The following is a 24492-nucleotide window of genomic DNA, read 5'->3' as shown; positions in this document are numbered from 1 at the left end:
AAATTAGGAGGAAAAGACATGATTTCAGCTAATCAAGAAAAATACCTTTGGGAAATTTACTGTAATTTAAAGGAAGAAGGATTCACGAGAGTCTCACAATTAGCAAAATCATTAAAGGTTTCTGTTCCTTCTGCATCTAAAATGGCGAAAAAATTAAATGAAGAGAACTTCATAGAATTCCAACGATATGGAATCATCATTTTGACTGAAAAGGGAAATGCATTCAGTCAGCAGCTGATTAAAAAGCATAATGTTTTAGTACGGTTGTTTACGATAATTGGTGTGAATCAAGAAGAAATTGAAAGGGAAGTAAAAAACATAGGATGCTATGTTAGTGATGAAGTAATTAAAAGCATGGAACAATTTTTGGAGAAGAATTACTAAATGATTGTGCAGATATTTGAAAAATTCTTTAAGAATGATATTCATGGGAATTTATAGAACATTGCTTTTGGTAGATTGAAAAAGAGTATATTCCTGAAATAGGGGATGTATTCTTTTTTTTGATTGTAATTTTAATATTATGAAAAAATAGCAAACTTACATTATTAATATTATACTGTTATAATTTGAAAAGGTGTTTGAATACTTGTATTTTCTCGAAATCGTTTATTTACTCTAAAATTAACGATATTGGGTTTTAGATTCTTATAACAATTAATAATATAAAAGTTATTTGATTTCAAGTTGAGATTTTATAAGAATAGTGAGGTTTAGGAGATTTTCGCACCTAGTTGAAAAATGAAATAGTTTACTCAGAATAATGATTGCTAAGTTTAAGCTGGGTATTATTCAATAAAGGAGGAATTAGTCATGGAATGGTTTGGTAATCTGTTAGGCAGTGTAAATACATATTTGTACTCTTACGTATTAATTATCTTGTTAGTAGGCGTTGGGCTATTTTTTACGCTGAAAACAAAGTTTATTCAATTTCGATTAATACCTGAAATGTTTAAACTACTCACAGAAAAATCACCTACAGACAACTCAGGGAAGAAAGGTATATCTTCTTTCCAGGCATTTACGATTTCAGCAGCTTCTCGTATAGGGACTGGAAATATTGCTGGGGTGGCAACAGCGATTGCACTTGGAGGACCTGGCGCTGTATTTTGGATGTGGATGATTGCGTTAATTGGTGGCGCTTCGGCATTGATTGAAAGTACTTTGGCACAAGTATACAAGGTAAAAGATTCTAGTACGGGCATGTACCGTGGGGGTCCTGCCTATTATATGGAAAAAGGTTTAAACAAAAGATGGATGGGTGTGCTTTTTGCGGTAGTAATTACGTTAACTTATGGTTTCGTATTTAATGCTGTACAAGCAAATACGATTACTATTGCTTTTGAAGAAAGCTTTGGTACAAACCGTGTTGTTGTAGGTATCATCATCTCAATATTAACTGCCATTATTGTCTTTGGTGGATTAAAGCGTATTGTGAGCGTTACGCAAATCATTGTACCAGTTATGGCTATAGCTTATATTGCTGTTGCTTTAGTTGTCGTGATTCTAAATATAACAGAATTACCTAGCATGTTTGTGTTAATTTTCAAATCAGCATTTGGAATAGAGGAAGCCTTTGCAGGGATGATCGGGGCGGCTATTATGAACGGTATTAAACGCGGATTATTCTCCAACGAAGCAGGGATGGGTTCTGCACCGAATGCGGCAGCTACAGCATCTGTATCTCACCCGGTAAAACAGGGGTTAATACAAACATTAGGTGTATTTATTGATACATTACTTGTTTGTACTTCAACAGCGGCAATCGTTTTATTAAGTGATGCATATCTACAGTCTGATGCAGCTTCAATCAATTTAACACAAGCTTCTTTAGTTTCAAATTTAGGCGATTGGGCTGGAATTTTCTTAGCTATTGCAATTTTCTTATTTGCTTATAGCACTGTTATCGGAAACTATTACTATGGTGAAACAAATATTGGATTTATTAAAGAATCTAAAACAGGCTTATTAATATTCCGTATATTAGCAGTAGCTTTCGTTATGTTTGGATCGGTTGCGAAAGTACAGGTTGTATGGGATTTAGCAGATCTTTTCATGGCTATTATGGCGATTATTAACCTACTTGCAATCTTAATGCTTTGGAAAGTGGCAAAACCAGTTATCCAAGACTATATTGCCCAACGTAAACAAGGGAAAAATCCAGTATTCTACAAGAAAAATGTTCCTAATATTGGGGAGGTAGAATGCTGGGGAGACGAAGAAGAAAAACGTTAGTATAAATAAAAACGAATTCCCGAAAATTTTCGGGAATTCGTTTTTTTATAGATGCTAATAATTGTTAGTGCATTTACCGTAGATTGTCTAAGTACACAAGAAGTCCTTAACAACGCAATTTCAAGAGCTAAAGTGAATCAATAAATCTTTTAATTCGTTTAACGGCTTCTTGCAACTGCTCTAGTGAAGAGGCGTAAGAGCAACGAATATGGCCTTCTCCACTTGCTCCAAATACATCACCTGGCACAACCGCTACGCCTTCTTGCAATAATAGTTTTTCAGCAAATTCCTGTGAAGTTAGTCCTGTTGATTGAATGGAAGGGAAGGCATAGAAGGCTCCTCCTGGCTCATGGCATTCTAATCCAATCTCATTAAAGGACTGTACGATATAATTTCTGCGTCGACGGTAGCTTTTTACCATTTCTTCTACATCTACGCGACCGTTTTTAAGAGCTTCAATGGCAGCGTATTGAGACATAGTAGAAGCGCACATCAATCCATATTGGTGAACCTTTAGCATTGCATTTGATATCTCAACAGGAGCACAAACAAATCCTAAACGCCAGCCTGTCATGGCAAACCCCTTTGAGAATCCAGAAACTAAAATTGTTCTTTCAATCATTCCATCAATAGCAGCCATACTTGTATACTCTTCATCATAGGCAAGCTCAGCATAGATTTCATCGGCAATTACTAATAAGTCATATTTATTCGCTAAGTTCGCTAAACCTTCTAATTCACTTTTACTTAGCATAGTACCGGTAGGATTATTAGGTGAGCATATCATGATAGCTTTTGTTTTTTCTGTTATCACTGCTTCGATTTGATCAGGTAAAATTTTAAAATCATTTTCTTTTAATGCTTGTACTTGGACAGCCACTCCACCTGCCAATTCGACCATTGGTACATATGAAACGAAGCATGGTTCCACAACGATGACTTCATCCCCTGGATCTAAAATGGTTCTTAATGCAATATCAATGGCAGAACTTGCACCAACCGTTACTATGATTTGGTCTGCTGGAGAATAAGCTACATTAAATTGACCTTTCATATAATAGGCAATTTCTTCGCGTAACTCCAATAATCCCGCATTCGGTGTATAAGAAGTATAGCCCTGTTCAAGGGAAGTAATTGCAGCTTCTCTGATATGCCAAGGCGTTACAAAATCAGGTTCGCCGACGCCTAAAGAGATTACGCCTTCCATTCCCGCTGCTAAATCGAAAAAGCGACGAATACCTGATGGTTTTAAATCATGTACCAATTTCGATACATACGTACGTTTTGTTGATTCCATTACGGTGACACCACAATTCTTTTATCTTTGTTATCTGGTTCAAAAATGATTCCATCATGCTTATATTTCTTCAAGATGAAATGAGTAGTTGTTGAGATTACTGAATCTAGAGTAGAGAGCTTTTGAGAGACAAAGTTCGCCACCTCATTCATCGATTTTCCTTCCACAATGATTGATAAATCATACGTACCGGACATTAAGTAAACAGAGTTTACTTCATCAAAACGATAAATTCTTTCTGCGATTTCATCAAAACCAACCCCGCGCTTTGGTGTCACTTTTACATCAATCATAGCCCTAACGCCAGGGTGTTCTTCAACCTTTGTCCAATCCACTATCGAAATATATCGAACAATTACCTTATTTTCCTCTAGTCTTTTAATGGATAGCTCCGTTTCTTCAACACTTAAGCCAATCATTTTTGCGATATCTTCAGTTGCGATACGCGCATCCTTTTCTAGAATTTCTACGATTTCTAGTTCTTTTTCATTTAGTCTCATGAAAAGACCTCCATATGTTATTAAATATTTTATATTATAGCAAAATTCTGATGATAGTATAGTGTATAAGCTGATTTTGATATACTTCATTTATTTGTGAAAGAAAGCGAGAACATTTAAGCTGAAATGAAGAGAGCTAATTGTAAAAAGTGACATGGATAAGTAAAGTAAGTTGAAGTCGGTAAATAGTATTTAATGGATGGAAAGTGCCTGATGTGATAAATTAAGGAATACATAAATTTTCATCTGGGAATATAAAGGAGAAGCAGCATGACAAATAATGATTTACTAATTCGATTACGGTATGCGTTAGATATTAAAAATAGTGATATGGTAGAGATATTCAAATTGGGCGGGATGGAGTTGTCAAAGGATGATGTGCTGAAAATCCTGACAAAGCCACAATTTGATGAAGATGGTGAAATTGACTTAAGCAATAATGATTTTATGCTTTGTGATTATGAAACTTTGGAGGCGTTCTTAAATGGTTTTGTTACATTTAAGCGAGGCAAACAAGAGCAAAAGCCAGGTCATACAAAAGCTCCTGAACTAACAGGGAAAAGGGATACCGCAAATAATTTATTTATTAAAAGGGTAAAGGTTGCTTTAAGTTTAACGACTGAAGACATGATTGATGTCTTTTATGATGCAGGATTAAATGTATCTAAAGGAGAAATTGGTGCGATTTTACGTAAAGCAGATCACAGAAATTATAAAGAGTGCGGCGACAACTTCACTCGAAACTTCATAAAAGGGTTAACAATGCGATATCGCGAACCACAACAACAGTAAAAAAAGGAGCTGCTTCACGAGAGAGTGAAGGGCTCCTTTTTGTATTTGATCAGATTTCTTTGCGTTTATTAGCTATGTCAGCAGTTGCTGTAAATAATACGTCAGATGAAGAGTTAAGGGCAGTTTCACAAGAATCTTGTAAAACACCTATAATGAAACCAACACCAACAACTTGCATAGCGATATCATTGGATATACCGAACAGGCTACAAGCAAGTGGGATAAGTAATAGTGAACCCCCTGCAACACCTGAAGCACCAGATGCAGATATAGCAGATAAAACCATCAGGATTATGGCTGTCCAAATATCTACTTCAATACCAAGTGTGTGAGCAGCCGCGAGTGTTAGCACAGAGATTGTCACAGCAGCCCCGGCCATATTAATTGTTGCTCCTAATGGAATTGAAACAGAGTAAGTATCCTCGTCTAAACCTAATTTTTCACATAACGTCATATTCACTGGAATGTTCGCAGCTGAACTACGTGTGAAGAAGGCTGTTAATCCACTCTCTTTTAATGTTCTAAATACTAATGGATAAGGATTTTTACGAGTAAAAATAAATGAAATAAACGGATTTACTACTACAGCGACAAAAACCATACAGCCAAGTAGTAAAGCTAATAGTTGTCCGTATTCAGCTAATGATTTTAGACCGTTTGTATAGATTGCATCGAAAACAAGACCCATAATTCCGAATGGAGCTAATTCAATAACCCATTTAACAATGTTTGTGATGGCATCAGAAAAGTTAGCAATCATTGTTTTCGTATGATCTGCGGACTTTTTCAATGCAAATCCCAGTAAAATTGCCCAAGTTAAGATTCCTAAGTAATTCGCGTTTAATATAGCATCGATTGGGTTGGCCACAATATTAAAAAGTAAAGTTTGCAGTACTTGAAGTATACCTTCAGGAGGAGCTACTTCAGTGGCACCAGTTGTCAATGTTAGAGAAACCGGGAATAAGAAGCTAGCAACTACCCCTACAACTCCAGCTAAAAAGGTGCCAATTGCATAAAGTCCAATAATCGTCTTCATATTCGTCTTTTTACCACTTTTGTGGCTTGAGATTGCATTCATGACTAAGAATAGAACTAAAATTGGTGCTACAGCTTTTAACGCCCCTACAAATAAAGAACCGAAAATTGTAATCCAGCTTGTCGCCTCAGGAATTGTAAGCGCCAATAAAATTCCAATAATCATCCCAACTATAATTCTCTTAACTAAACTAATTTGTTGCCACTTATGTACAATGTTTTTCATGATGACCCTCCGCTGATGATAGTAGATTATGTTGTTAGTATGTACAACTGTTTCCTCCAAGAGGACACCGTTAGGATAAAGTGTAACATAGAAATGTAATTAAGGAAACAAGAAATTATTTGAAAAAGCACAACTTACGAATAATGGAGGATAGTTTAAGCTGGAATTTATACAAATTGAACAAAAAACGAACTTTATTATATTTACTTTAATTATTGTTCGTTTTTTAGAACTGTGGGAATTATCCATGTAATAATTGATGCGAGGTAAATAGGATAATAGAGTTATGCTGCAAGTACTTATTTCGATTTATATCGCAAGAAGTAACATTTCTCGGGAAATAAATCGACAATCCTCTGCAAGATCTGGATATAAAAAAAGCGCAAAATGAAATATCATTCTACGCCTTTTGCTATTGTTATTAGATTGCCCAGTCGCCATTTCGGAAGATTGGAACGATTGTGCCGTCTTCTTTAATGCCGTCGATATCCATATTGGCAGAACCAATCATGAAGTCTACGTGTACTGTTGAAGTATTCATACCGTTTGCACGTAACTCTTCAGGGCTCATTTTTGTCCCGCCTTGTATTGTTGTAGGATACGCCGATCCGATTGCTAAATGATTTGAAGCATTTTCATCAAACAATGTGTTAAAGAATGTGATGCCGGATTGGGAGATAGGTGATGGATCCGGAACAAGTGCAACTTCGCCTAAACCAGTGCCGCCATCATTATCAAATACTAATTTATTGATGGCTTCATCGCCTTTTTCTGCAGAGATATCTACAATTTTACCTTCTTTGAAATGAACTTCAATTCCTTCGATTAACGTCCCAGCATAGCTAAGTGGTTTAGTGCTTCGAACAACACCGTCCATACGACGCGTATCTGGTGCAGTAAACACTTCCTCTGTTGGCATGTTGGCGATAAATTCATCACCCTTTGGATTGTAGCTTTCTGCACAAGCCCAAATATGGTTTTTTGGTAATCCTAATGTCAAATCAGTACCAGGAGCAGTGTAGTGAAGTGCGTCAAACTGGATTTCGTTTAACATTGCTGCTTTTTCATTTAACGTTTTTTTATGATTATCCCAAGCTGCAATTGGATCTTCTTCATATACGCGGCAAGTTTTAAAGATTTGATCCCATAATGCATCCACTTGCTCTTCGCTAGTTGCTAGATCAGGGAATACTTTTGCTGCCCAGCCTGCACCAGCAGCAGCAGCCACTGTCCATTTTAAGTCATCATTTTGAGTTGCTTTACGTTGTGCATGAAACGCTTTACCTGCAATGCTTTGATAAGCAGCTACCTTTGCAGGGTCTGCTTCATTTAGTAAACCTGGATCACTGGATACAATTGAAAGTCTGCTCACATGATGATTTAGTACATGATCTTCAGACTCATCGATTTCATATTGAGGTATGTCTGTTAACACTTCTGTTGGCTGGTGTAAGTAGTGCAATTTTGTAATTTCATCATCAGACCATTTAATAATGACCTTTTCGGCACCTAATGCATAAGCTTCTTTTGTCACTAGACGTGCAAGAGGAGCTTGGTCGATTGTAATGGTCATTTTAACCCAGTCACCAGGCTGAACATTTATACCTTTCGCAACTAATAGCTTCGCGTATTTTTGTAAGTTTTCTTCAAAATTAGCTAACATATTTAATTCCCCCAATATTATTCTTTCATTTTTATATTATCACAATAGATTGAAAACTTAATAATTATAGGAATCATTTTTACGAAAAATGAAGTATTCAATTCGAGTGAGTGATTTAAGAATAACTATTCCTACTTTGTGAAACGGTTTGCATAGCTGCTGGCCACAAAGGAATCAGGCTTGATTTTTGCTTTTATGCCAAGGGTGTTCATTCTAGAAATCATTTCTTTTACAAAAATGCTTGTTTTATTTCTTGTACCTGAACCGATATCAATATGACCTTCGATTGAGAAACTTGCTCCTTTATAGATATGGGGGAGTACAATGTCGATTAAAGCATTTTTTTTCTGATCAGTAAAAAGTGCTACCACTTCTTCTGTTAAGGTTGTTTCATAGGAAATTCGTTCGTAGAGATTGGTCATCTTTCTTGGAATAATGACTTTTCGAAAGCATGCCCAAACGCCCTTTCTTTCTTGCTGGATTACAATTCCAGTTATAAACCTTGTTTCTCGACTAAACGCTTGTGAATCGGTTCCAAACATTAACCTAAAGTTTCCGGTGGGATCTTTCTCCATAAACTGTTCAATATTACGAAAAACCATTTCAAAAGTCATATTTTTTTGACTCAAATTTTGAAAGGTAATATTCGATACATAGTCCTTTACCATTCTTCCTACCTTTCTCTTCTTAGTCGATTACTATAGCTTATTCAACAAATTCAAGAAATAAGATAAATATCGTGAATCAAATGAGGGGATTCGGAATTGAACAAATGCGTATTCAATTAAATTGTATTAATCATCATGAATTAATTTATGTAAACTTTTCCATAATTGAAAGGTATGATGGTTTAGGATAGAGAATAATAACTATAAGCTTTTAGAAAATACCAAACTTTGGAGGTAACGATGGGAAGAGTAGTTCATTTTGAAATTCATGTAGAAGATATGGAGAGAGCAAAGAAATTTTATGGTGAGGTATTTGGTTGGTCATTTGAAGATTGGAGTGACTATGCAGGAATGCCTTACTTTGGTGCAGTGACTGGAGATGAAGGGCAACTAGGAATCAATGGCGCATTAATAAAACGTCAAGGACCTTCTCCTGAACCAAACCAGAGTGTAAATGGTTTTGTTTGTACATTGGGTGTCGATGATTATGATGCAACAGAGAAGATAATCCTTGAAAACGATGGTGTAGTGGCATTACCAAAATATGCGTTGCCAGGGATGGCGTGGCAGGGATATTATCTTGATACTGAAGGAAATATCATTGGAATTCACCAAGCAGATGAAAATGCCAAATAAATAATATAATTAATAGATAATCCAGCTTTGAATAAACTTCTAAGCTGGATTTTTTAATTTCATCATATTTACGTAACAAGATGTATGATAAATTATAGACAAGTGAAAAAGATAAATAGAATAAGGAGATGAGCAGTATGATCATGAGAATAACTACAAAAATTGCTTTAAAGGGGGAGGAGAGTACTAAGTAACTTGATGTATAAACCTCTCATAAGCGCTATAAACAAAGCTTAGACTTTAGGAGGAAACATTTTGACAAACAATTTAATCTTAGAACAAATAAATAATATAGAAGAGTTAGAGCTTCAACTCACTATATTCAATTCGAAAAGAGCACTTTCTAATATTGAAAAACAGCTACAGGTATCAAAAATCGGTAATTGTTCATTACTTTGCGACGCCAATAGCGCCAACTCCATTTACTATAATCGAATAAAAGGGTTTGGCAAGAACGACTTAGATAAATTAGATGAAATGTTGAATCTATACTATGAACAAAACATAAACCCTAGTTTCGATATGACACCGAATAACATAGAGGAAGAAGTTACATTGGCATTAACTAATCACGGGTTTTCTGTAGTTGGACAACTAACATTTATGGAGAAAATTCCTCAGGCTTATGAAGTGTTCAATGATGAAGTTACGATTGTTGAAGTTACCGAGAAAAACGCTGAAGAATTCGTTAAAATTGTGATTCAATCTAATCCTGGAATGAGTGTCAATCATTCTGTTATAGCTAGTAAAAAAGAGTATTTTTTTAGACCTGATTTCCGGAACTTTATTGCTTATATGGGAGACAGTGTAGCTGGTATTGGCTCTCTTTTTATAAAGGACGAAAAAGGATATATCGGGAATGGTTTTACCTTTGAACAATATCGATACAAAGGTGTTCAAAAAGAATTGTTAAAGTATCGGGTGAACAAAGCGAATGAATTGGGAATAACCAAATTATTCACTGATGTCGAATTTGGATCGATCAGTCATAATAATATGAGAAAATTAGGATTTGAAACGGTCTATATCAATTCTTTTTGGATGAAAGTTAAATAGAAAGAGCAATAGGAGGTTTAACATGTTTTCTTATGAAGCAACTTGCTGTAGTTATAAAGAAAGTTCAAACTACTAGAAGGGTCAAGACAGTATCAGTTGTTCAAAGAAAATAGTAACCTTATGTATCTGTGAAGACTGTAGCTATAAAATTGGTATGGATGCGATAAAAAACTTTTATAGATAAATGACAAGCCCAAAATCAAGAAGTGATTTTTGGGCTTGTACTCTTTTATAAATAATGAATGATTGTCTCTTTCACTTCAACCAGCAAAGAGGTGCCACCTAAATCACCAGTTTTTACACCGGATGCCAATGTTTTTTCTATAGCATTCAATATGCGAGTTCCAGCTTCATGGTGGCCCAGGAAATCGAGCATCATTTTACCAGTCCAAATTTGACCGATTGGGTTGGCGATCCCTTTTCCTGCAATATCAGGTGCTGAACCGTGCACAGGTTCAAACATAGAAGGATATTCACGTTCTATATTTAGGTTTCCAGCTGGGGCAATACCGATACTGCCCATAATTGCGCCACCTAAATCTGTTAAAATATCACCGAACAAATTAGAAGCAACAATAACATCAAATGCTTCGGGTTTCATTACAAAAAATGCAGCTAAAGCATCAATGTGATTTACTGAACTATCTATCTCAGGATAATCTTCTTTCACTTCATTAAACACTTGATCCCAAAATGGCATCGAGTATGTAAGACCGTTTGATTTTGTTGCACTAGTTACATGCTTGCGAGAGTTTTTCGCAAGTACAAATGCGTAACGCATTGCTCGTTCTGTACCTTTGCGTGTGAAAACTGCATTTTGAATTGCGATTTCATCTGCTCCGCTGTGCATTCGGCCACCACTATCTGAATACTCGCCTTCTGAATTTTCACGTACCACTGTAATATCAAAATTTTGAGGAGATTTTAAAGGAGATTCCAGTCCAGCTAAAAGCTTAGCAGGTCGAACGTTGATAGACTGCTTTAATCCTCGACGTATTTTGATCAGTAAACCCCATAGTGAGATGTGATCAGGGACAAGCTCGGGCATCCCGACAGCACCTAGAAAAATTTGGTCGAATTGTTTTAGTGTTTCAAGCCCGTCTTCAGGCATCATTTCGCCATGCTCGAGGTAGTAATCGCAGCCCCAGGGAAAGTATGTCCATTCAAATTGGAAGCTTCCATCAAGATTTGCAACTTTATCTAACACTTCTATTGCTGCTGGAACTACTTCTTTTCCTATGCCGTCGCCTGCTATAACTGCAATTTTATATGTTTGCAATAACAACACCCCTTTAAGTTTTATATTTCTCCTAAAATATAGCATAAATAGAAAATCGTAAAAAGTAAGTATGAGATTGAAATGCCAAGTAAACAAAAAAGCAAGAATCCCAAATAAAGGGGATGTTGCTTAGATAAAACTATAAATTCTTAATGAAAGTATTTCACCTAGTTGAATTTGATAAAGGGATGTTTAGTATTCATGAAGTTTCCTTACAATGATACTAACAATGAAGGAGTGATAGTGATGGCAATGTGTCCTTTATGTAACTCCCTGAAAGTATTACAAGTCGATTGTCCAATATGTAATAATCGTCTAGAAGATTCAGGGAAGGTATCGGATTATTTAGATCCATATAGTCATTATAATGATGAGGAAACAGCGAAGATGGGGGACGGTTATCCCAATACGGCAAAAGATCAAATTTGTCCCCATTTAATGGTTTGCAAAAATTGCGGACATGACGAAGTAAGATTTATAAAAGAAGAATAGAGGCTCGGTTCTATAATTGTTAGAACCGAGCCTCTTTATAAATTAAAACTACCCACCGATTTCTACGTGCAGAATTTCACCTGTCTCAGCATTTACCTCAACTTCTACTTCAGATCTTCCCTTTTCAAAATTTACAGTATAGCTTTGAATTCCATTGTCTGCCTCTAAAGACCAACTTTCAGGTATCAGTTCATTTGTTTCAGGGACAGATGAAGCGAATTCAATTGCAGCAGAAGGTTCTATAATTTTTGAAAAGTCTAAAGTACCTTCGCGATCAACCTCTGTTTCAGTTTCTTCTTTTAAGACTTCTTTTGTTTCAGCATCAATCGTCATTTCGTATTCAGTAGATGCTTCTTGTCCAGTTACATCATATTCATACTTCCCAAAACTTGTATCTAGATCAACAGAATGAATCTTTGCCTCCGGATGAGATTCTTGGAAAATTGCTACCGCATCTTGAAGTGATACAGTAACCTCAGTAATATTTGTTGATATTTCACTAGTTGTCTGTTCGACATTGCCTGAACCTACATTGACTTCTGTTGATGGGGTTGTAGTGGCTGTATTTTTTGTTGATTCGTCTGTATTGTTACATGCTGCTAATAACAATAGTGTACTTCCTGAAATTAATAATTTTTTAAACATAACTATATCTCCTTATGTGTATGGTTTTATTATTATCTTTACCTGGTTTATAGCAAAACATAAACATTAAAAAATACTGAGAGTCAAATTAAAAATTGATTAGCCATCTACAAAAGATAAAGAGAAAGTTATAAAATGGAACAATAAGAAAATTCATAAAATTTAAAATCAAAAGTTGGGAATGGGTGACACGATGAAAGTATTGGTTATAGGAAATGAAAATCGATATAAAAAATATATGCCTGACGTTGAAATAATAAAGGAAGCCGATATAACGTTCTGTACTATTGGTACAAGTGAAGAAGAGTTAATTAGGCAGGGAAAGACAGCTCAAGTATTGTTAGTTGATGCGATTGCACCAGTAAGTAAAAACTTAATAGAGAATTTACCAAACTTGCAGCTTATCCATTCGGAAGGGGTGGGATATAACGCGATTGATATTCATACTGCGAAAGAGCGTGGTATTTATGTTTGCAATAATAAAGGAGTAAATGCCGGTGCGGTTGCCGAACAGACGATTTTACTAATGCTAGGGTTATTAAGGAAGGTTGCAACTGGTGATATGAGTGTGCGTGAAGGCAATCAGTTAAAAACAAAGGAAAAGGCAATGATTGAAGGAATAACTGAACTCGCAGATTGTAAAATAGGGTTAATCGGGTTTGGAGATATCGCAAAAGCAACGGCAAAACGACTCAATCCATTCGAATGTGAAATCTACTATTATAGTAGAACACGTCTTCCAAAGGAAATAGAAGACGAGTTCCGTGTGACATATATGGAATTGCATGAACTAGCGACTACTTGCGATATTATTAGTATTCATGTGCCAGTAACCGAAGAGACAACAGGAATGATCAATCAAGAGTTTTTAAAGAAGATGAAGAGGACAGCTTATCTTGTTAACACTGCTCGTGGAGAGATTGTGGATAATGAAGCAGTAAGACAAGCATTAATCGACGGTGAAATTCAAGGAGCTGGCTTTGATACGGTTTATCCAGAACCTACCACAAAGGACAACATTTTAGTTAATCTTCCTGATGAGGCGGCAGACAAAGTATTATTTTCACCTCATATAGGTGGAATTACATCTAGTACTTTTTTTAGAGCACATGAAAATATATGGTCGAATGTTGAAGCTGTTATGAATGATCAGAGACCAAACTATGTTGTAAATGGTGTCTTGAAAATTCGAAGAGGTTAAACAAATTTATGTGAAGAAAAGAAGAGGAGAGAATTATTCAACAAAAAGAAAGGACTCTTCCACAAAAGAGACCTTAAGATAATGTTATTTTCTATATAGATTAAATTATTTTTTCTTTGTTTTTTGTTGAGCATTCTTTTGAGCAACAGCTGCATTTACATCTTGCTCTACTGCGATTTCTTCACGATTATTTACTTTCTTATCTTTTTTTCCTTTTTTCAATGGTTTGTTCCGCTTTGCCATAGGAATCACCTCCGCCACTAGTCTGTACTAATTAGCAAAAGAATAGACGTGATGTATTTGAATTATTGCAGTATTAAGCGAAGAGGATTCGGGCACTGTTTTTCAAGTGCAATAGTATCAAATAATTTTAGAAGGAGAGATAACATGTACAAATACGCAAATCGTATGGAGGAAGTATCATCCAGTGCTGTGCGTGAAATTTTTAAAGCGATGGCTGATCCTGAAATGATTTCATTTGGTGGAGGGAGTCCTGCAAATGAGTCCTTCCCAATCGATGAAATTAAAAGAATTACAGATAAAGTGCTATCTGATAAAGGGCACCAAATTCTTCAATATGGAATCACAGAAGGATGGAAACCTTTAAAAGAAGCTTACTTAAAGCATATAGCACATCCAAAAGGGATAAAAGGATCAACTGAAAACGTGATTGTGACAACTGGGGCTTCTCAAGGAATACACTTATTGGCAGATGCTTTTCTAGAACCAGGAGACGTAGTATTAGTAGAATCCCCTACATTTTTAGGGGTGTTCTCCACGTTCAATAAGTACTTTGTAAAATCTGTTCCTGTGGCGATGGATGAGCATGGGTTAATCATGGAAGACTTAGAAGCGAAGATAAAAGAGTATAACCCCAAAATGATTTATACAATTCCTACGTTCCAAAACCCTACTGGACGTACTTTACCATTGAATCGTCGTCAAAAAGTTGCAGAGTTGGCGTCGGAGTACAATGTGATCGTTTTAGAAGATGATCCTTATTGTGATTTAAGATATTCTGGAGATACCTTACCATCAATCAAAACATTTGATAAAACGGGGCATGTTGTATTATTAAATAGTTTTGCCAAAATCATATCTCCTGGGTTACGTGTCGGTACAGTATTAGCTGAAGAGGAAATTATTCAAAAGTTAACTGTAGCAAAACAAGGTTCGGATACTCATACTGCTAATTTAACACAAGCCATTTGTGCAGAATTTCTAGAACAAGGATTATTGCCGGACCATTTGAAAAAAATTAATGAGCTTTATGCTGGAAAATTACATACAATGATTACTAGCATTGAAGAGTATTTCCCTGAAGGTACAAAGTTTACGAAGCCGGAAGGGGGGCTTTTTATTTGGGTCGAACTCCCAGGAGAACCAGATGTACTTGCTTTATTTGAAAGAGCAACAACAGATTACAAAGTTGCTTTTGTTCCAGGAATCCATTTTTGTAAAAATTCAGAGGATGGTATCAAACATTTACGCTTAAATTTCTCCTCGAGCACCCCTGAAAAAATTGAGGAAGGAATAAAAAAGCTAGGGGAATTATTTAAGAACGATTTAGAGGAAAGATAAGTAAAAATGTATCTAAATTAAAGGACTAGTAATCCTAATTATAGAGACAGGTGGAATAATTACATCATTATTCCACCTGATTTTTTATATACTCAAATTTAATGAAAGGTACCCCTAGATCCAAAGTAATTATAACCAAAAAGAAAAACAGGACCATGAATGATCCTGTTCAAAATGAATTGATTAGATTCTTGCTTCTTCTAAAGTATTCAAAACTGCCTGTAATGAAGCTAATTCTTCAGCAGTTAATGGAACCATTGGTAGACGTACACCGCCAACAGGAATTCCATTAGAATTTAAAGCCGCTTTTACAGATGTTGGATTTGGTGTTGCAAATAATGCTTTCATGATAGGTAACAGCTTACGATGATCTTTTGCAGCACCAGCTAAGTTGCCGCTTTGGAATTTACGAATCATCTCCTGCATTTCCTTACCAATGATATGTGCTGCAACAGAAATAACGCCAGTTCCGCCGATTGATAAGGTAGGTAATGTCAAGCCGTCATCACCACTATATAATGAAAAGCGTTCTGGTGTTTTTTCTATAATTTCAGCCATAGCATCGAGATTTCCACTTGCTTCTTTAATCGCAACGATATTGTGAATAGCTGAGAGGCGAATTACCGTTTCAACAGATAAATTTACAACACTTCGACCAGGGATATTATAAAGAATAATAGGTAAATTAGTGCTTTCTGCAATAGCTTTAAAATGCTGGTACATTCCTTCTTGTGAAGGCTTGTTATAATATGGCGTTACAAGCATGATCCCATCAACACCCGCATTTTCTGCTTGTTTTGTTAATATAATCGAATCTCTTGTGTTGTAAGTGCCTGTACCTGCGATTACTGGAACGCGACCGTCTACAACTTTTACAGTAAATCTAAATAAATCAAGTTTTTCTTGTTCACTTAAAGTTGGGGATTCTCCAGTAGTACCGGAAACCACAAGTCCATCAGTTCCATTGGCGATTAAATAATTAATTAAGTTATGAGTAGCATTCCAATCGATTTCACCAAACGCATCAAATGGTGTCACCATAGCAGTTAAAATTTTTCCGAAATTCATTACTTCTCCACATCCTTTTATTTTTTTAGCAGAAAAGAAGGATAAAGCTTCTTTTCTCCTTTCGGACCAGCTAAGGTTTTCGTCTCGATAACCTATAGCCTCTAAGAAAATAGAGGGAGAAGGGCGTTATGTTAAGTAAACGCAAAAAAGCAACAACGAGGGATCGTTGCTACGTAGAAATAAAATTCATTTCCTTGCGTAAGATAGCCCTCCATATAGAAACCTATATGACAGTTCTGCATTTGTTCAACAACAGAACCAGCTCATGAGATTATGAGTTTCTCAAAAGCTTCGGCAAATTCCCCTTTCCACAATCGTCTTTGGATCTCATAATCCTCTTACTGTGTACTAATGGTTTTTGCTCCTCTATCCTTACTTCAAAAGTTCTTGAAATAAGTGATTATTTAATTAACTAAAATAATACCTTTTTCTAAATTTAAATGCAACAACTTTTGTGTAATTTTTTAGAATTTTTAGCCTATACTACTACCCGATTCCAAAAATTCAATAGATAATATCAATAATAAACAATATTATTAACAAAATATGTATACGATATGTACAAAACTTTTTCTTTCTTAACACAATATTGTTTTTGTAGTGTAAAAAATGTTAACTTGCTTAGAAATTTTAATATAAGGGAAAATGATACTGTACAGGAATGTATAACAACGTATGAAAACCACCTCTTTGACCATTCTAAACTCACAAGGAGGTGAGAGAAATGGCTTCTGAAAGAAGTTCAAATAAATTGCTCTTCCCAGGTGCTCAAGCTGCAATGGACCAAATGAAATATGAAATTGCACAAGAGTTTGGAGTAAACCTTGGACCGGAAGATGCAGCACGCGCCAATGGTTCTGTTGGTGGCGAAATTACGAAACGCCTTGTTCAAATGGCCGAAGCACAATTAAAAGGACGCTCAGGTCAATAATTTTAAATAACTACTAGTGACTAAGGGCTGATACAAAAAATCATTTTTTGTGTCAGCCTTTAAAATTGTACATAATCATTGTGGAGATTATATCATATATTACTAAAATGTTATCTTTTTTCAAAAAAATAGAAAAATTGCTATATTTATATTTTGTTTTTTGATAAAATTCTATTGATTTAGAATATTATTAATAGGAGATGAGTTTTTAATGTGGAAGAAAGTTTCCGCCTCTGCTTTAGCTTTGTCACTTGCAGTCACTGGATTTGCAAATGTTAATGAAGCAGACGCTGCAAAAGTTGATCAAGTAACAAGAGGAGAGTACGTAAAAGCTGTACTTGATTCAATGGGTGTTGAGTTAGGCTCAGGAAAGACAGTTAAATTTAATGATGTCCCTGCATCACTAAAACCTTATGTTGAAAAAGCAATTGAACTAAAACTCATCGATGGTAAAACAGCAAAAAGATTTGCGCCAAATGCCAACATCACACGTGAAGAGGCGGTTGTTGGCCTTGCGAACGTTATTGAAGATAACAAAACTTATTCAGAAGATATCCTAAAAAAATATAAAGATATCAATTCGGCCAAGAAAGAGAATCTTGACGAGTTGGCAAAAGCAATTTCATTGGGCTTTTTAAGTGGCTATACTGACCAAACTTTAAAGCTTAAAAATGTTTTAGCTGACACTCACTTGGATTTAATCTTAAAACGCTTCTTAAAGGAATATAAAACAACGGTATCTTTACGTATTTTAGGAACATCGGATATTCATACAAACATTATGAATTATGACTACTATAAAGATACAGAGTCTAATAGCTTAGGGCTTGTAAAAGTAGCAACATTAATTAAGAATGCACGTGAAGAAAATAGCAATACATTATTATTTGATAATGGTGATGCAATTCAAGGTACTCCACTAGGTTCGTATAAACAAGCTGTAGATGTACTGGAGGATGGAGAAGATCATCCTTCTGTTGCAGCAATGGAGTATTTAGATTATGATGCGGCAACACTGGGTAACCATGAATTTAACTATGGTTTAGATTATTTTGCTGAAGTGGAAGATGATGCTGACTTCCCATATGTAAATGCAAACATTCGTAATGCCTCAAATGGCAACTACATGTATGAGCCATATGTAATTATTGAAAAAGAAGTTGTAGATTCAAAAGGGAATGCCACAACAGTTAAAGTTGGGGTAACAGGAATTGTTCCACCGCAGATTTTGAATTGGGACAAGTCTCACTTAGAAGGTAAAGTAACTGTTGATGATTCTGTAGAAGCAGTTGAAAAACTTATTCCCCAGATGCAAAAAGACGGAGCAGATGTAATTGTTGTCCTATCTCACTCTGGTTTAGGGGATGCGACACACACTGATGGTGAAGAAGATGTTTCATATCTTCTAACAAAAGTTGATGGAGTAGATGCAATTATTACTGGGCATGCTCATGGAGTTTTCCCTGGTACAGTAGACGCATCCTTAACAAATGTTGATGTTGAAAATGGTACTATGAACGGCGTACCGGTCGTTATGCCTGGTAAATATGGCAGCCATTTAGGAGTTATTGACTTAACTCTTGAACAAAAAGGGGAAGAGTGGGAAGTAGTAACTGGTACTGGTGAAGTACGCGCAATTGCGAAAGATGCATCTGATGTAGACCAAGGACTTGTTGATGTGGTAAAAGAAGCACATGAAGGAACAATTAAATACGTTCGTCAACCTGTAGGGAAAACGAGTGCAGATATTCATAGTTATTTCTCACAAGTTTTAGATGATCCATCTATTCAAATTGTAACTAACGCACAATCTAATTATGTAAAAGATAAAATCAAAGGCACGGCATTCGAAAATCTACCAGTACTTTCTGCAGGTGCACCATTTAAAGCAGGTACACGTAGCGACCCTGAGTACTACACGTATGTTCCAACAGGTGAATTAGCGATTAAGAACGTGGCTGACCTTTATCTATACGATAATACATTAGCGACTTTAAAGGTAACTGGAGCTGATGTAAAAGAATGGCTAGAAATGTCGGCAGGTCAATTCAATCAAATTGATGCAAAGAGCACTAAAGAACAACAATTAATCAATTCTGATTTCCGTTCATATAACTACGATGTTATTGATGGTGTAACATATGAAATCGATGTTACAAAACCTGCTAAATACGATGCGAGTGGTAACTTAGTAAATGAAGGTTCTTCTCGTATTGTAAACTTACAATATAACGGTAAACCAATTGATTTAAAACAAGAATTTATTGTTGCAACAAACAACTATCGTGCAAATGGTTCATTCCCGGGAGTACGTAATGCAACACATGTAGAAATATATCCAGATGAAAATCGTCAAGCGATTATCGATTATATTATTGCAAACGAAACAATCGACCCATCTGCAGATAATAACTGGAAATTTGCGCCACTTCCTGCAGCTGCAAATGTTGTTTTCGAATCATCGAAAAAGGCAGTTAATTCAATTCCAGAAGGCAGCACTATTAAATATCTAGGTGATGGTACTGACGGATTTGGAAAATATTCAATAAAATAATACTTTTAAAACGCCACATTAGAGAAATCTTATGTGGAGTTTTTTTATGCTATGATTTCCGATCTTTTAATTCATCGATTTCTTTTATTAAATATTGTATTTGTTTTTCTAACTCGCTTATGCGATCATCTTTTGGTGCGTTACGGTTACCGTTGCCTGTTGGTTCTTCTTCAATAATTATATCGCGTTGAAATTTTTGCAAGGCTAGGAAGGAGGCTGCTGTAGACATGATCCCACCAATTGTCGAGATTACTCCACCCATGGCGCTCAGCTTAGCAATGAACTCTTCTTCGTTAATTACATTTGAATTATCCATATTTTGTATTCTATTCTGAGGTGGCATTAGATTGCCATTTCTATTTCCATTTTGAGTTCTTCTATTTGCCACGCAATGCTCCTCCTTTTCCTTAGTTTCTCCTTGTATAGTATGAAAAAAAGGAAAAAGGGGAAGTGACAATTGGTCTATCAAAATGTATTAAATAGAATAATTAATTGATTTTTCAGTATTTCATATTGGAATATCATTTATTTATGTGAAATAAATGAAATGGCTGTTGTGCATAGGGATTTGATGCTTAAAAATAGTGCTTTGAAAACGAAAGAAACACTTCGAACTAAAAATAAACGAACAGGTTTATAGATAGTTGCAGTTACTATTAATAATAATAGATAAAAATAAATCGACGTTACACTAGGTTGAATTGATACAGAATCCAATATGGCAACTACAATAGAAAAACAAACTATTTCTAGCAGAATTATCTGTGTGACTTTATTTTCCTTTAATCTTGACTGATGTTTACTCATGGTGTCATCCCTTTAATGAATTTTATCAATATAATTTTTGACCTAAAGATAGAAATATATACTTTAAAAAGTTTTTAAGATGAGTATTTTGAATAGACATGAATTTATTTAATAAAAACCATACTACGAGTTGAGGTGAAGAATATGTACAAACTATTGACTCACAATGATTTAGATGGAGTTGGCTGCGGTATTTTAGCCAAACTGGCTTTTGGACAAGATGTAAAAGTGCGATATAATTCGGTTGCTTCATTAAATCGTGAAATTGAATTTTTCTTAGAAAATGATGGTGCTGAAACTTTTTTATTTATTACAGACTTATCGCCAAATGAAGAAAATGTAACGAAATTAAATAATTTTTACGAAGAGCATGGTAATTTCCAGTTGATTGATCACCATAAATCAGCTTTGCATCTAGATGATTATAAATGGGGCTGTGTAGCAGTTGAAGATACCGCCGGGAAATTAACATCAGCTACTTCATTGTTTTATGAGTATCTCTTAGCAATGAACTATTTAGAAGCAAAGGATTCCATATCTGAATTTGTAGAGCTTGTCAGGCAATATGATACGTGGGAATGGGAGAAGAACGAAAATCAAAAAGCACATTCATTAAATTCCCTCTTTTATCTAGTCTCAATTGATGATTTTGAAGAAACAATGATTGAGCGTCTATCATCTAACAATCATTTTGATTTTGATGAGTTTGAAAAAAGATTGCTCAACATGGAAGAAGATAAAATTGAACGGTATATTCGTCGAAAGAAAAGGGAAATTGTGCAAAAGAAAGTTAGGGATTTCTATGCAGGTGTTGTTTATGCAGAATCTTATCATTCTGAATTAGGGAATGAGTTAGGGAAAGAATATGCTCATATAGATTATATTGTCATTTTGAATATGGGTGGAAAAAGAATCTCCTACAGAACAATTCATGATCATATAGATGTATCTGAAGTAGCGGGGCATTATGGTGGCGGAGGTCATCAGAAGGCATCTGGAAGTATGTTAACTGACGAAGCATACAAACATTTTGTATTAGATACATTTCACCTTGAGCCAATACAAGAGGATGCCAAAAGAAACCGCTATAACATAAAGAATTCTACATTTGGATCACTCTATAAAAATAGAAAAGATGATATTTTGTTCATCTATCCTAAAAAAGATTTGTGGATAATTGAAAAAAATAAAAAGGTACTTGATCAGAACTTTTCCCAATTTGAGGATGCGGAAAATTTCATAAAAAGGAAATATGAAGCGTGGCTAGTCAAAGATGACTTATTTGTAGACTATTTAATTCAAGAAGTTAAGAAAAAATAAGCTTACGAACTAGATGAAGGAGAAAATTTCTCCTTCTTTTTATATAGGACTTTTGTATTTGGAAAATCTAAACCGAATATGGTAAAAATCTCGAGTTAGTGAAAGTTGGATATGAAAAATGAAGAGAATGTCTTTAAAACACTTCATGAATAAAAGGATTTGGGAGTGAAAATCTTTATCGACGATTTTGGTACAGGCTACTCTTCCTTTAATTACTTAAAAACGCAAAATTGCCATTCCATTTTTATTTTGGTAGACCGTGTGCTACTGAAGAATTTGAAAAGAAGTTTTTAACAACTTACCAATAAAGTAGAAGTCGCCCGTTCTTTGCAAACTATAAACAGCAAAATTGAAACACCTTCCAATATTCATGTATCATTAAATTTATAGAATATTGTATTTCCATAGCAAACTGAATATCTATAGGAAATAAGAAGTGGAGAGTAGAACATGGAAATTGGTCTAACAACCTTTGTAGAGACAACACCCGACGTAAAAACAGGTAAAACGATAAGTCATGCACAACGTATTCGCGAAGTTATTGAGGAAATAGTGTTAGCTGATAAAGTAGGATTGGATGTCTATGGAGTAGGGGAGCATCATCGTAAAGACTATGCCAGCTCTGCTCCAGCAGTAATACTTGCTGCTGCTGCAGCACGAACAAAAAACATTCGATTGACGAGTGCTGTTACAGTCTTGTCTTCTGATGATCCTGTTAGAGTCTTCCAAGAATTTTCAACTGTTGATGCTATTTCAAATGGTCGTGCAGAAATTATGGCCGGACGTGGATCATTTATCGAATCTTTCCCGTTATTTGGCTATGACCTAAAAGATTATGATGAGCTCTATGAAGAAAAGCTGGAGTTGCTATTACAATTAACAAAAAATGAAATCGTTAATTGGAAAGGCAAGCACCGAGCAGACATCCCAAATCGCGGAGTGTATCCTCGACCTGTCCAGGATACTTTACCTGTTTGGATCGCTAGTGGGGGTACACCTCAATCTGTAGCTCGTGCAGGCTATCTTGGATTACCACTTGCATTAGCGATTATTGGTGGTAGCCCATTTCAATTTTCTTCTCTTGTAAAGCTGTACTATAGAGCAGCACAAGAAGCGGGTCATGACCCATCTAATCTAACTGTTGCATCCCATTCTCATGGATTTATAGCAGAGACAGCTGATGAAGCAATCGACAAATTCTTCCCACCAACACAGTACGCTATGAACGTATTGGGTAGAGAGCGCGGTTGGGGACAATATACACGTGAATCCTTTGATTATGCGCGTAGCTTAGAGGGAGCTCTTTATACAGGAGATGTAAAAACTGTTGCAGAGAAAATTATTATGCTTCGTAAAAAGGTTGGAATTACCCGCTTCATGCTACACTGCCCAGTCGGCTCAATGCCACATGAAGATGTAATGAAATCCATCGAACTATTAGGAAAAGAAGTTGCACCAATCGTTCGAGAAGAAATCAAACGCTGGGAAGCTGCCGGCGAACCACAATAAATAGAAAAAACTGCTTGCAGGCTAGAACCCGCAAGCAGTTTAATATATTTTGAACCATAAAGCAGACGAACTGCATTTTACAATTACTGTAAGAAATGATGCATTTCATTAATGGGATGAGCAGTTCTTTGAACAATTTCAGCTCAAAATGTATTCCAATAGGGAAAATGGAAATAGTATCCCACCTCTATCATTTCTCCACAAGATTATACTGAAATAACCACTTTTCTGTATCCATAAGTTCCTCCTGGGGAACTTGGCTGCCGTTTCCTAGAAAGACTGTGGTATCATTGACGCCGACAACCATAACTTCCAATTCGGAATCTTTGTTGCTTTTCTTATAAACGTCGCCAATTATAGGGAGTAAATCATTATAAATACTTGTTTCGTCAGTTAAATCACGATCGTCATTAGTTGGTCTCTCCCGATATTCAATGGCATTACTATTTTCATTTCGTCCTGGTACCATTAGTAGGTACTCATTATGCCGAATTCCGTTTGAATCGTTAGTGATGACACCTTTGTTTTCTACAGACGATACGATTTCGATAGCATTTAATGTGTAATAATCTAATATATCTGGATTAGGATTTGTAATTAATACATAATCACCAACCTCAGCCTTTCGTTCTCTAGACAATGTATAAACTTTTTTGTTGAAAATAAAGCTATCCCGTTCTTTTGGCTGGTATTTCTCAATTTCTGCTGCTTTTGATAACACTTGAGTTAAATCGCGTAGCCTTATGAGATGGATTGATTTTTTGTACATCGGTTTCACTGCATAAACTTTATGTAACTCGTTTTCAAAATAAACAAACTGTCCCTTTCTAACTTGAAAGAGTTTCATGAACAACTCTCCTTAAAAGTAATCAAGATTTTCTTTTAGCATGTTCAAAATTATTTAAAATATAATTGATTAATTCGTTTAGTGTGTAGAGAATCTACGTCTTGAGACTTAGAGAAAATTACATTAAAGGGTCGTTATGTTGCATTTAAT

25 protein-coding genes and 1 riboswitch are annotated in these 24492 nt (G+C 35.5%); of the genes, 13 read left to right on the top strand and 12 right to left on the bottom strand.

Features of this window, described 5'->3' with window-relative positions:
- Nucleotides 1–18 precede the first annotated feature (18 nt).
- Together C1N55_RS17585 and C1N55_RS17580 are read left to right on the top strand one after the other, a co-directional pair.
- Nucleotides 19–384 (top strand): metal-dependent transcriptional regulator, encoded by a 366-nt coding sequence (locus C1N55_RS17585; protein ID WP_137730007.1) that lies wholly within the window; start codon nt 19–21, stop codon nt 382–384.
- A gap of 429 nt (nt 385–813) precedes the next feature.
- Nucleotides 814–2235 carry an alanine/glycine:cation symporter family protein gene (locus C1N55_RS17580; protein ID WP_137730006.1) on the top strand — a complete coding sequence of 474 codons (1422 nt, stop codon included), beginning with the start codon at nt 814–816 and terminating at the stop codon, nt 2233–2235.
- 127 nt (nt 2236–2362) lie between these two features.
- On the opposite strand, the gene C1N55_RS17575 is transcribed toward C1N55_RS17580, so the two are convergent.
- Nucleotides 2363–3532 (bottom strand): aminotransferase, encoded by a 1170-nt coding sequence (locus tag C1N55_RS17575; RefSeq protein ID WP_137730005.1) that lies wholly within the window; start codon nt 3530–3532, stop codon nt 2363–2365.
- Entirely contained in the window at nt 3532–4032 is a 501-nt protein-coding gene (locus C1N55_RS17570; protein WP_137730004.1) for an Lrp/AsnC family transcriptional regulator, read from the bottom strand. The genes C1N55_RS17575 and C1N55_RS17570 overlap by 1 nt, the downstream gene beginning before the upstream one ends.
- A 270-nt stretch (nt 4033–4302) precedes the next feature.
- Here C1N55_RS17570 and C1N55_RS17565 point away from each other — a divergent pair, with 270 nt between their 5' ends.
- Nucleotides 4303–4824 carry a YehS family protein gene (locus C1N55_RS17565; protein WP_137730003.1) on the top strand — a complete coding sequence of 174 codons (522 nt, stop codon included), beginning with the start codon at nt 4303–4305 and terminating at the stop codon, nt 4822–4824.
- Nucleotides 4825–4873: 49 nt separating this feature from the next.
- Here C1N55_RS17565 and sstT read toward each other — a convergent pair whose 3' ends face one another.
- From sstT to C1N55_RS17550, 3 genes are all read right to left on the bottom strand, one after another.
- Nucleotides 4874–6085, bottom strand: a complete 1212-nt coding sequence (gene sstT, locus C1N55_RS17560) for a serine/threonine transporter SstT (protein ID WP_137730002.1) — start codon at nt 6083–6085, stop codon at nt 4874–4876.
- A 421-nt stretch (nt 6086–6506) separates the two neighbouring features.
- Entirely contained in the window at nt 6507–7748 is a 1242-nt protein-coding gene (locus C1N55_RS17555; protein WP_137730001.1) for an aminopeptidase, read from the bottom strand.
- A 131-nt stretch (nt 7749–7879) separates the two neighbouring features.
- The gene (locus C1N55_RS17550) at nt 7880–8416 is read right to left on the bottom strand and encodes a ribonuclease H-like YkuK family protein (protein WP_137730000.1); all 537 of its coding nucleotides are present in this window, start codon (nt 8414–8416) and stop codon (nt 7880–7882) included.
- Between the two features lie 240 nt (nt 8417–8656).
- Here C1N55_RS17550 and C1N55_RS17545 point away from each other — a divergent pair, with 240 nt between their 5' ends.
- Nucleotides 8657–9052: a VOC family protein gene (locus C1N55_RS17545; RefSeq protein ID WP_137729999.1), complete on the top strand. Its 396-nt coding sequence runs from the start codon at nt 8657–8659 to the stop codon at nt 9050–9052.
- Nucleotides 9053–9307: 255 nt separating this feature from the next.
- Entirely contained in the window at nt 9308–10108 is an 801-nt protein-coding gene (locus C1N55_RS17540; protein ID WP_137729998.1) for a GNAT family N-acetyltransferase, read from the top strand.
- Between the two features lie 229 nt (nt 10109–10337).
- Here the strand turns inward: C1N55_RS17540 and C1N55_RS17530 are convergent, their stop codons facing one another.
- Complete coding sequence (locus C1N55_RS17530; RefSeq protein WP_137729997.1) at nt 10338–11387, bottom strand: tartrate dehydrogenase; 1050 nt, start codon at nt 11385–11387, stop codon at nt 10338–10340.
- A gap of 246 nt (nt 11388–11633) precedes the next feature.
- Here C1N55_RS17530 and C1N55_RS17525 point away from each other — a divergent pair, with 246 nt between their 5' ends.
- Nucleotides 11634–11879, top strand: coding sequence for a hypothetical protein (locus C1N55_RS17525; RefSeq protein WP_137729996.1), 246 nt, complete (start codon nt 11634–11636; stop codon nt 11877–11879).
- Nucleotides 11880–11927: 48 nt separating this feature from the next.
- On the opposite strand, the gene C1N55_RS17520 is transcribed toward C1N55_RS17525, so the two are convergent.
- Nucleotides 11928–12524 carry a PepSY domain-containing protein gene (locus tag C1N55_RS17520; protein WP_137729995.1) on the bottom strand — a complete coding sequence of 199 codons (597 nt, stop codon included), beginning with the start codon at nt 12522–12524 and terminating at the stop codon, nt 11928–11930.
- Nucleotides 12525–12717: 193 nt separating this feature from the next.
- Here C1N55_RS17520 and C1N55_RS17515 point away from each other — a divergent pair, with 193 nt between their 5' ends.
- Nucleotides 12718–13725, top strand: coding sequence for a 2-hydroxyacid dehydrogenase (locus tag C1N55_RS17515; protein ID WP_137730682.1), 1008 nt, complete (start codon nt 12718–12720; stop codon nt 13723–13725).
- Between the two features lie 105 nt (nt 13726–13830).
- On the opposite strand, the gene C1N55_RS20630 is transcribed toward C1N55_RS17515, so the two are convergent.
- Nucleotides 13831–13968: a hypothetical protein gene (locus tag C1N55_RS20630; protein WP_168193893.1), complete on the bottom strand. Its 138-nt coding sequence runs from the start codon at nt 13966–13968 to the stop codon at nt 13831–13833.
- 144 nt (nt 13969–14112) lie between these two features.
- Between C1N55_RS20630 and C1N55_RS17510 the strand changes: the two genes are divergently transcribed.
- Complete coding sequence (locus C1N55_RS17510) at nt 14113–15306, top strand: aminotransferase-like domain-containing protein (RefSeq protein ID WP_168193892.1); 1194 nt, start codon at nt 14113–14115, stop codon at nt 15304–15306.
- A 183-nt stretch (nt 15307–15489) separates the two neighbouring features.
- Here the strand turns inward: C1N55_RS17510 and dapA are convergent, their stop codons facing one another.
- On the bottom strand, nt 15490–16374 hold the full coding sequence (gene dapA, locus C1N55_RS17505) for a 4-hydroxy-tetrahydrodipicolinate synthase (protein ID WP_137729993.1): 885 nt from the start codon (nt 16372–16374) through the stop codon (nt 15490–15492).
- A 196-nt stretch (nt 16375–16570) separates the two neighbouring features.
- Nucleotides 16571–16751, bottom strand: a riboswitch (Lysine riboswitch).
- A 347-nt stretch (nt 16752–17098) separates the two neighbouring features.
- Here dapA and C1N55_RS17500 point away from each other — a divergent pair.
- Together C1N55_RS17500 and C1N55_RS17495 are read left to right on the top strand one after the other, a co-directional pair.
- Nucleotides 17099–17305, top strand: a complete 207-nt coding sequence (locus tag C1N55_RS17500; protein WP_137729992.1) for an alpha/beta-type small acid-soluble spore protein — start codon at nt 17099–17101, stop codon at nt 17303–17305.
- 211 nt (nt 17306–17516) lie between these two features.
- Nucleotides 17517–19859, top strand: coding sequence for a bifunctional 2',3'-cyclic-nucleotide 2'-phosphodiesterase/3'-nucleotidase (locus C1N55_RS17495; protein WP_137729991.1), 2343 nt, complete (start codon nt 17517–17519; stop codon nt 19857–19859).
- A gap of 49 nt (nt 19860–19908) precedes the next feature.
- Here C1N55_RS17495 and C1N55_RS17490 read toward each other — a convergent pair whose 3' ends face one another.
- Together C1N55_RS17490 and C1N55_RS17485 are read right to left on the bottom strand one after the other, a co-directional pair.
- Nucleotides 19909–20247, bottom strand: coding sequence for a hypothetical protein (locus C1N55_RS17490; protein WP_137729990.1), 339 nt, complete (start codon nt 20245–20247; stop codon nt 19909–19911).
- A 137-nt stretch (nt 20248–20384) separates the two neighbouring features.
- Nucleotides 20385–20666 carry a hypothetical protein gene (locus C1N55_RS17485; RefSeq protein WP_137729989.1) on the bottom strand — a complete coding sequence of 94 codons (282 nt, stop codon included), beginning with the start codon at nt 20664–20666 and terminating at the stop codon, nt 20385–20387.
- A gap of 144 nt (nt 20667–20810) precedes the next feature.
- Between C1N55_RS17485 and C1N55_RS17480 the strand changes: the two genes are divergently transcribed.
- The 3 genes from C1N55_RS17480 to C1N55_RS17470 all read left to right on the top strand — a co-directional run bounded on the left by C1N55_RS17480 (nt 20811) and on the right by C1N55_RS17470 (nt 23495).
- On the top strand, nt 20811–21986 hold the full coding sequence (locus tag C1N55_RS17480) for a DHH family phosphoesterase (RefSeq protein ID WP_137729988.1): 1176 nt from the start codon (nt 20811–20813) through the stop codon (nt 21984–21986).
- Nucleotides 21987–22151: 165 nt separating this feature from the next.
- Complete coding sequence (locus C1N55_RS21060) at nt 22152–22280, top strand: hypothetical protein (RefSeq protein ID WP_205758485.1); 129 nt, start codon at nt 22152–22154, stop codon at nt 22278–22280.
- A gap of 156 nt (nt 22281–22436) precedes the next feature.
- Nucleotides 22437–23495 carry an LLM class flavin-dependent oxidoreductase gene (locus tag C1N55_RS17470; protein ID WP_137729986.1) on the top strand — a complete coding sequence of 353 codons (1059 nt, stop codon included), beginning with the start codon at nt 22437–22439 and terminating at the stop codon, nt 23493–23495.
- Between the two features lie 190 nt (nt 23496–23685).
- Here the strand turns inward: C1N55_RS17470 and C1N55_RS17465 are convergent, their stop codons facing one another.
- Nucleotides 23686–24342 carry a hypothetical protein gene (locus C1N55_RS17465; protein ID WP_137729985.1) on the bottom strand — a complete coding sequence of 219 codons (657 nt, stop codon included), beginning with the start codon at nt 24340–24342 and terminating at the stop codon, nt 23686–23688.
- Nucleotides 24343–24492 lie beyond the last annotated feature (150 nt).

It is taken from the genome of Lysinibacillus sp. SGAir0095 (assembly GCF_005491425.1).
Classification (GTDB): domain Bacteria; phylum Bacillota; class Bacilli; order Bacillales_A; family Planococcaceae; genus Ureibacillus.
The sequence above is the reverse complement of the archived record's forward strand: the minus strand, read 5'-3'. Positions and strand labels throughout refer to the sequence as shown.

Bases quoted from the DNA above. Each gene is read 5' to 3' on its own strand.
- C1N55_RS17585 (WP_137730007.1), top strand. From the start codon at position 19: ATGATTTCAGCTAATCAAGAAAAATACCTTTGGGAAATTTACTGTAAT.
- C1N55_RS17580 (WP_137730006.1), top strand. From the start codon at position 814: ATGGAATGGTTTGGTAATCTGTTAGGCAGTGTAAATACATATTTGTAC.
- C1N55_RS17575 (WP_137730005.1), bottom strand. From the start codon at position 3,532: ATGGAATCAACAAAACGTACGTATGTATCGAAATTGGTACATGATTTA.
- C1N55_RS17570 (WP_137730004.1), bottom strand. From the start codon at position 4,032: ATGAGACTAAATGAAAAAGAACTAGAAATCGTAGAAATTCTAGAAAAG.
- C1N55_RS17565 (WP_137730003.1), top strand. From the start codon at position 4,303: ATGACAAATAATGATTTACTAATTCGATTACGGTATGCGTTAGATATT.
- sstT (WP_137730002.1), bottom strand. From the start codon at position 6,085: ATGAAAAACATTGTACATAAGTGGCAACAAATTAGTTTAGTTAAGAGA.
- C1N55_RS17555 (WP_137730001.1), bottom strand. From the start codon at position 7,748: ATGTTAGCTAATTTTGAAGAAAACTTACAAAAATACGCGAAGCTATTA.
- C1N55_RS17550 (WP_137730000.1), bottom strand. From the start codon at position 8,416: ATGGTAAAGGACTATGTATCGAATATTACCTTTCAAAATTTGAGTCAA.
- C1N55_RS17545 (WP_137729999.1), top strand. From the start codon at position 8,657: ATGGGAAGAGTAGTTCATTTTGAAATTCATGTAGAAGATATGGAGAGA.
- C1N55_RS17525 (WP_137729996.1), top strand. From the start codon at position 11,634: ATGGCAATGTGTCCTTTATGTAACTCCCTGAAAGTATTACAAGTCGAT.
- C1N55_RS17520 (WP_137729995.1), bottom strand. From the start codon at position 12,524: ATGTTTAAAAAATTATTAATTTCAGGAAGTACACTATTGTTATTAGCA.
- C1N55_RS17515 (WP_137730682.1), top strand. From the start codon at position 12,718: ATGAAAGTATTGGTTATAGGAAATGAAAATCGATATAAAAAATATATG.
- C1N55_RS20630 (WP_168193893.1), bottom strand. From the start codon at position 13,968: ATGGCAAAGCGGAACAAACCATTGAAAAAAGGAAAAAAAGATAAGAAA.
- C1N55_RS17510 (WP_168193892.1), top strand. From the start codon at position 14,113: ATGTACAAATACGCAAATCGTATGGAGGAAGTATCATCCAGTGCTGTG.
- dapA (WP_137729993.1), bottom strand. From the start codon at position 16,374: ATGAATTTCGGAAAAATTTTAACTGCTATGGTGACACCATTTGATGCG.
- C1N55_RS17500 (WP_137729992.1), top strand. From the start codon at position 17,099: ATGGCTTCTGAAAGAAGTTCAAATAAATTGCTCTTCCCAGGTGCTCAA.
- C1N55_RS17495 (WP_137729991.1), top strand. From the start codon at position 17,517: ATGTGGAAGAAAGTTTCCGCCTCTGCTTTAGCTTTGTCACTTGCAGTC.
- C1N55_RS17485 (WP_137729989.1), bottom strand. From the start codon at position 20,666: ATGAGTAAACATCAGTCAAGATTAAAGGAAAATAAAGTCACACAGATA.
- C1N55_RS17480 (WP_137729988.1), top strand. From the start codon at position 20,811: ATGTACAAACTATTGACTCACAATGATTTAGATGGAGTTGGCTGCGGT.
- C1N55_RS17470 (WP_137729986.1), top strand. From the start codon at position 22,437: ATGGAAATTGGTCTAACAACCTTTGTAGAGACAACACCCGACGTAAAA.
- C1N55_RS17465 (WP_137729985.1), bottom strand. From the start codon at position 24,342: ATGAAACTCTTTCAAGTTAGAAAGGGACAGTTTGTTTATTTTGAAAAC.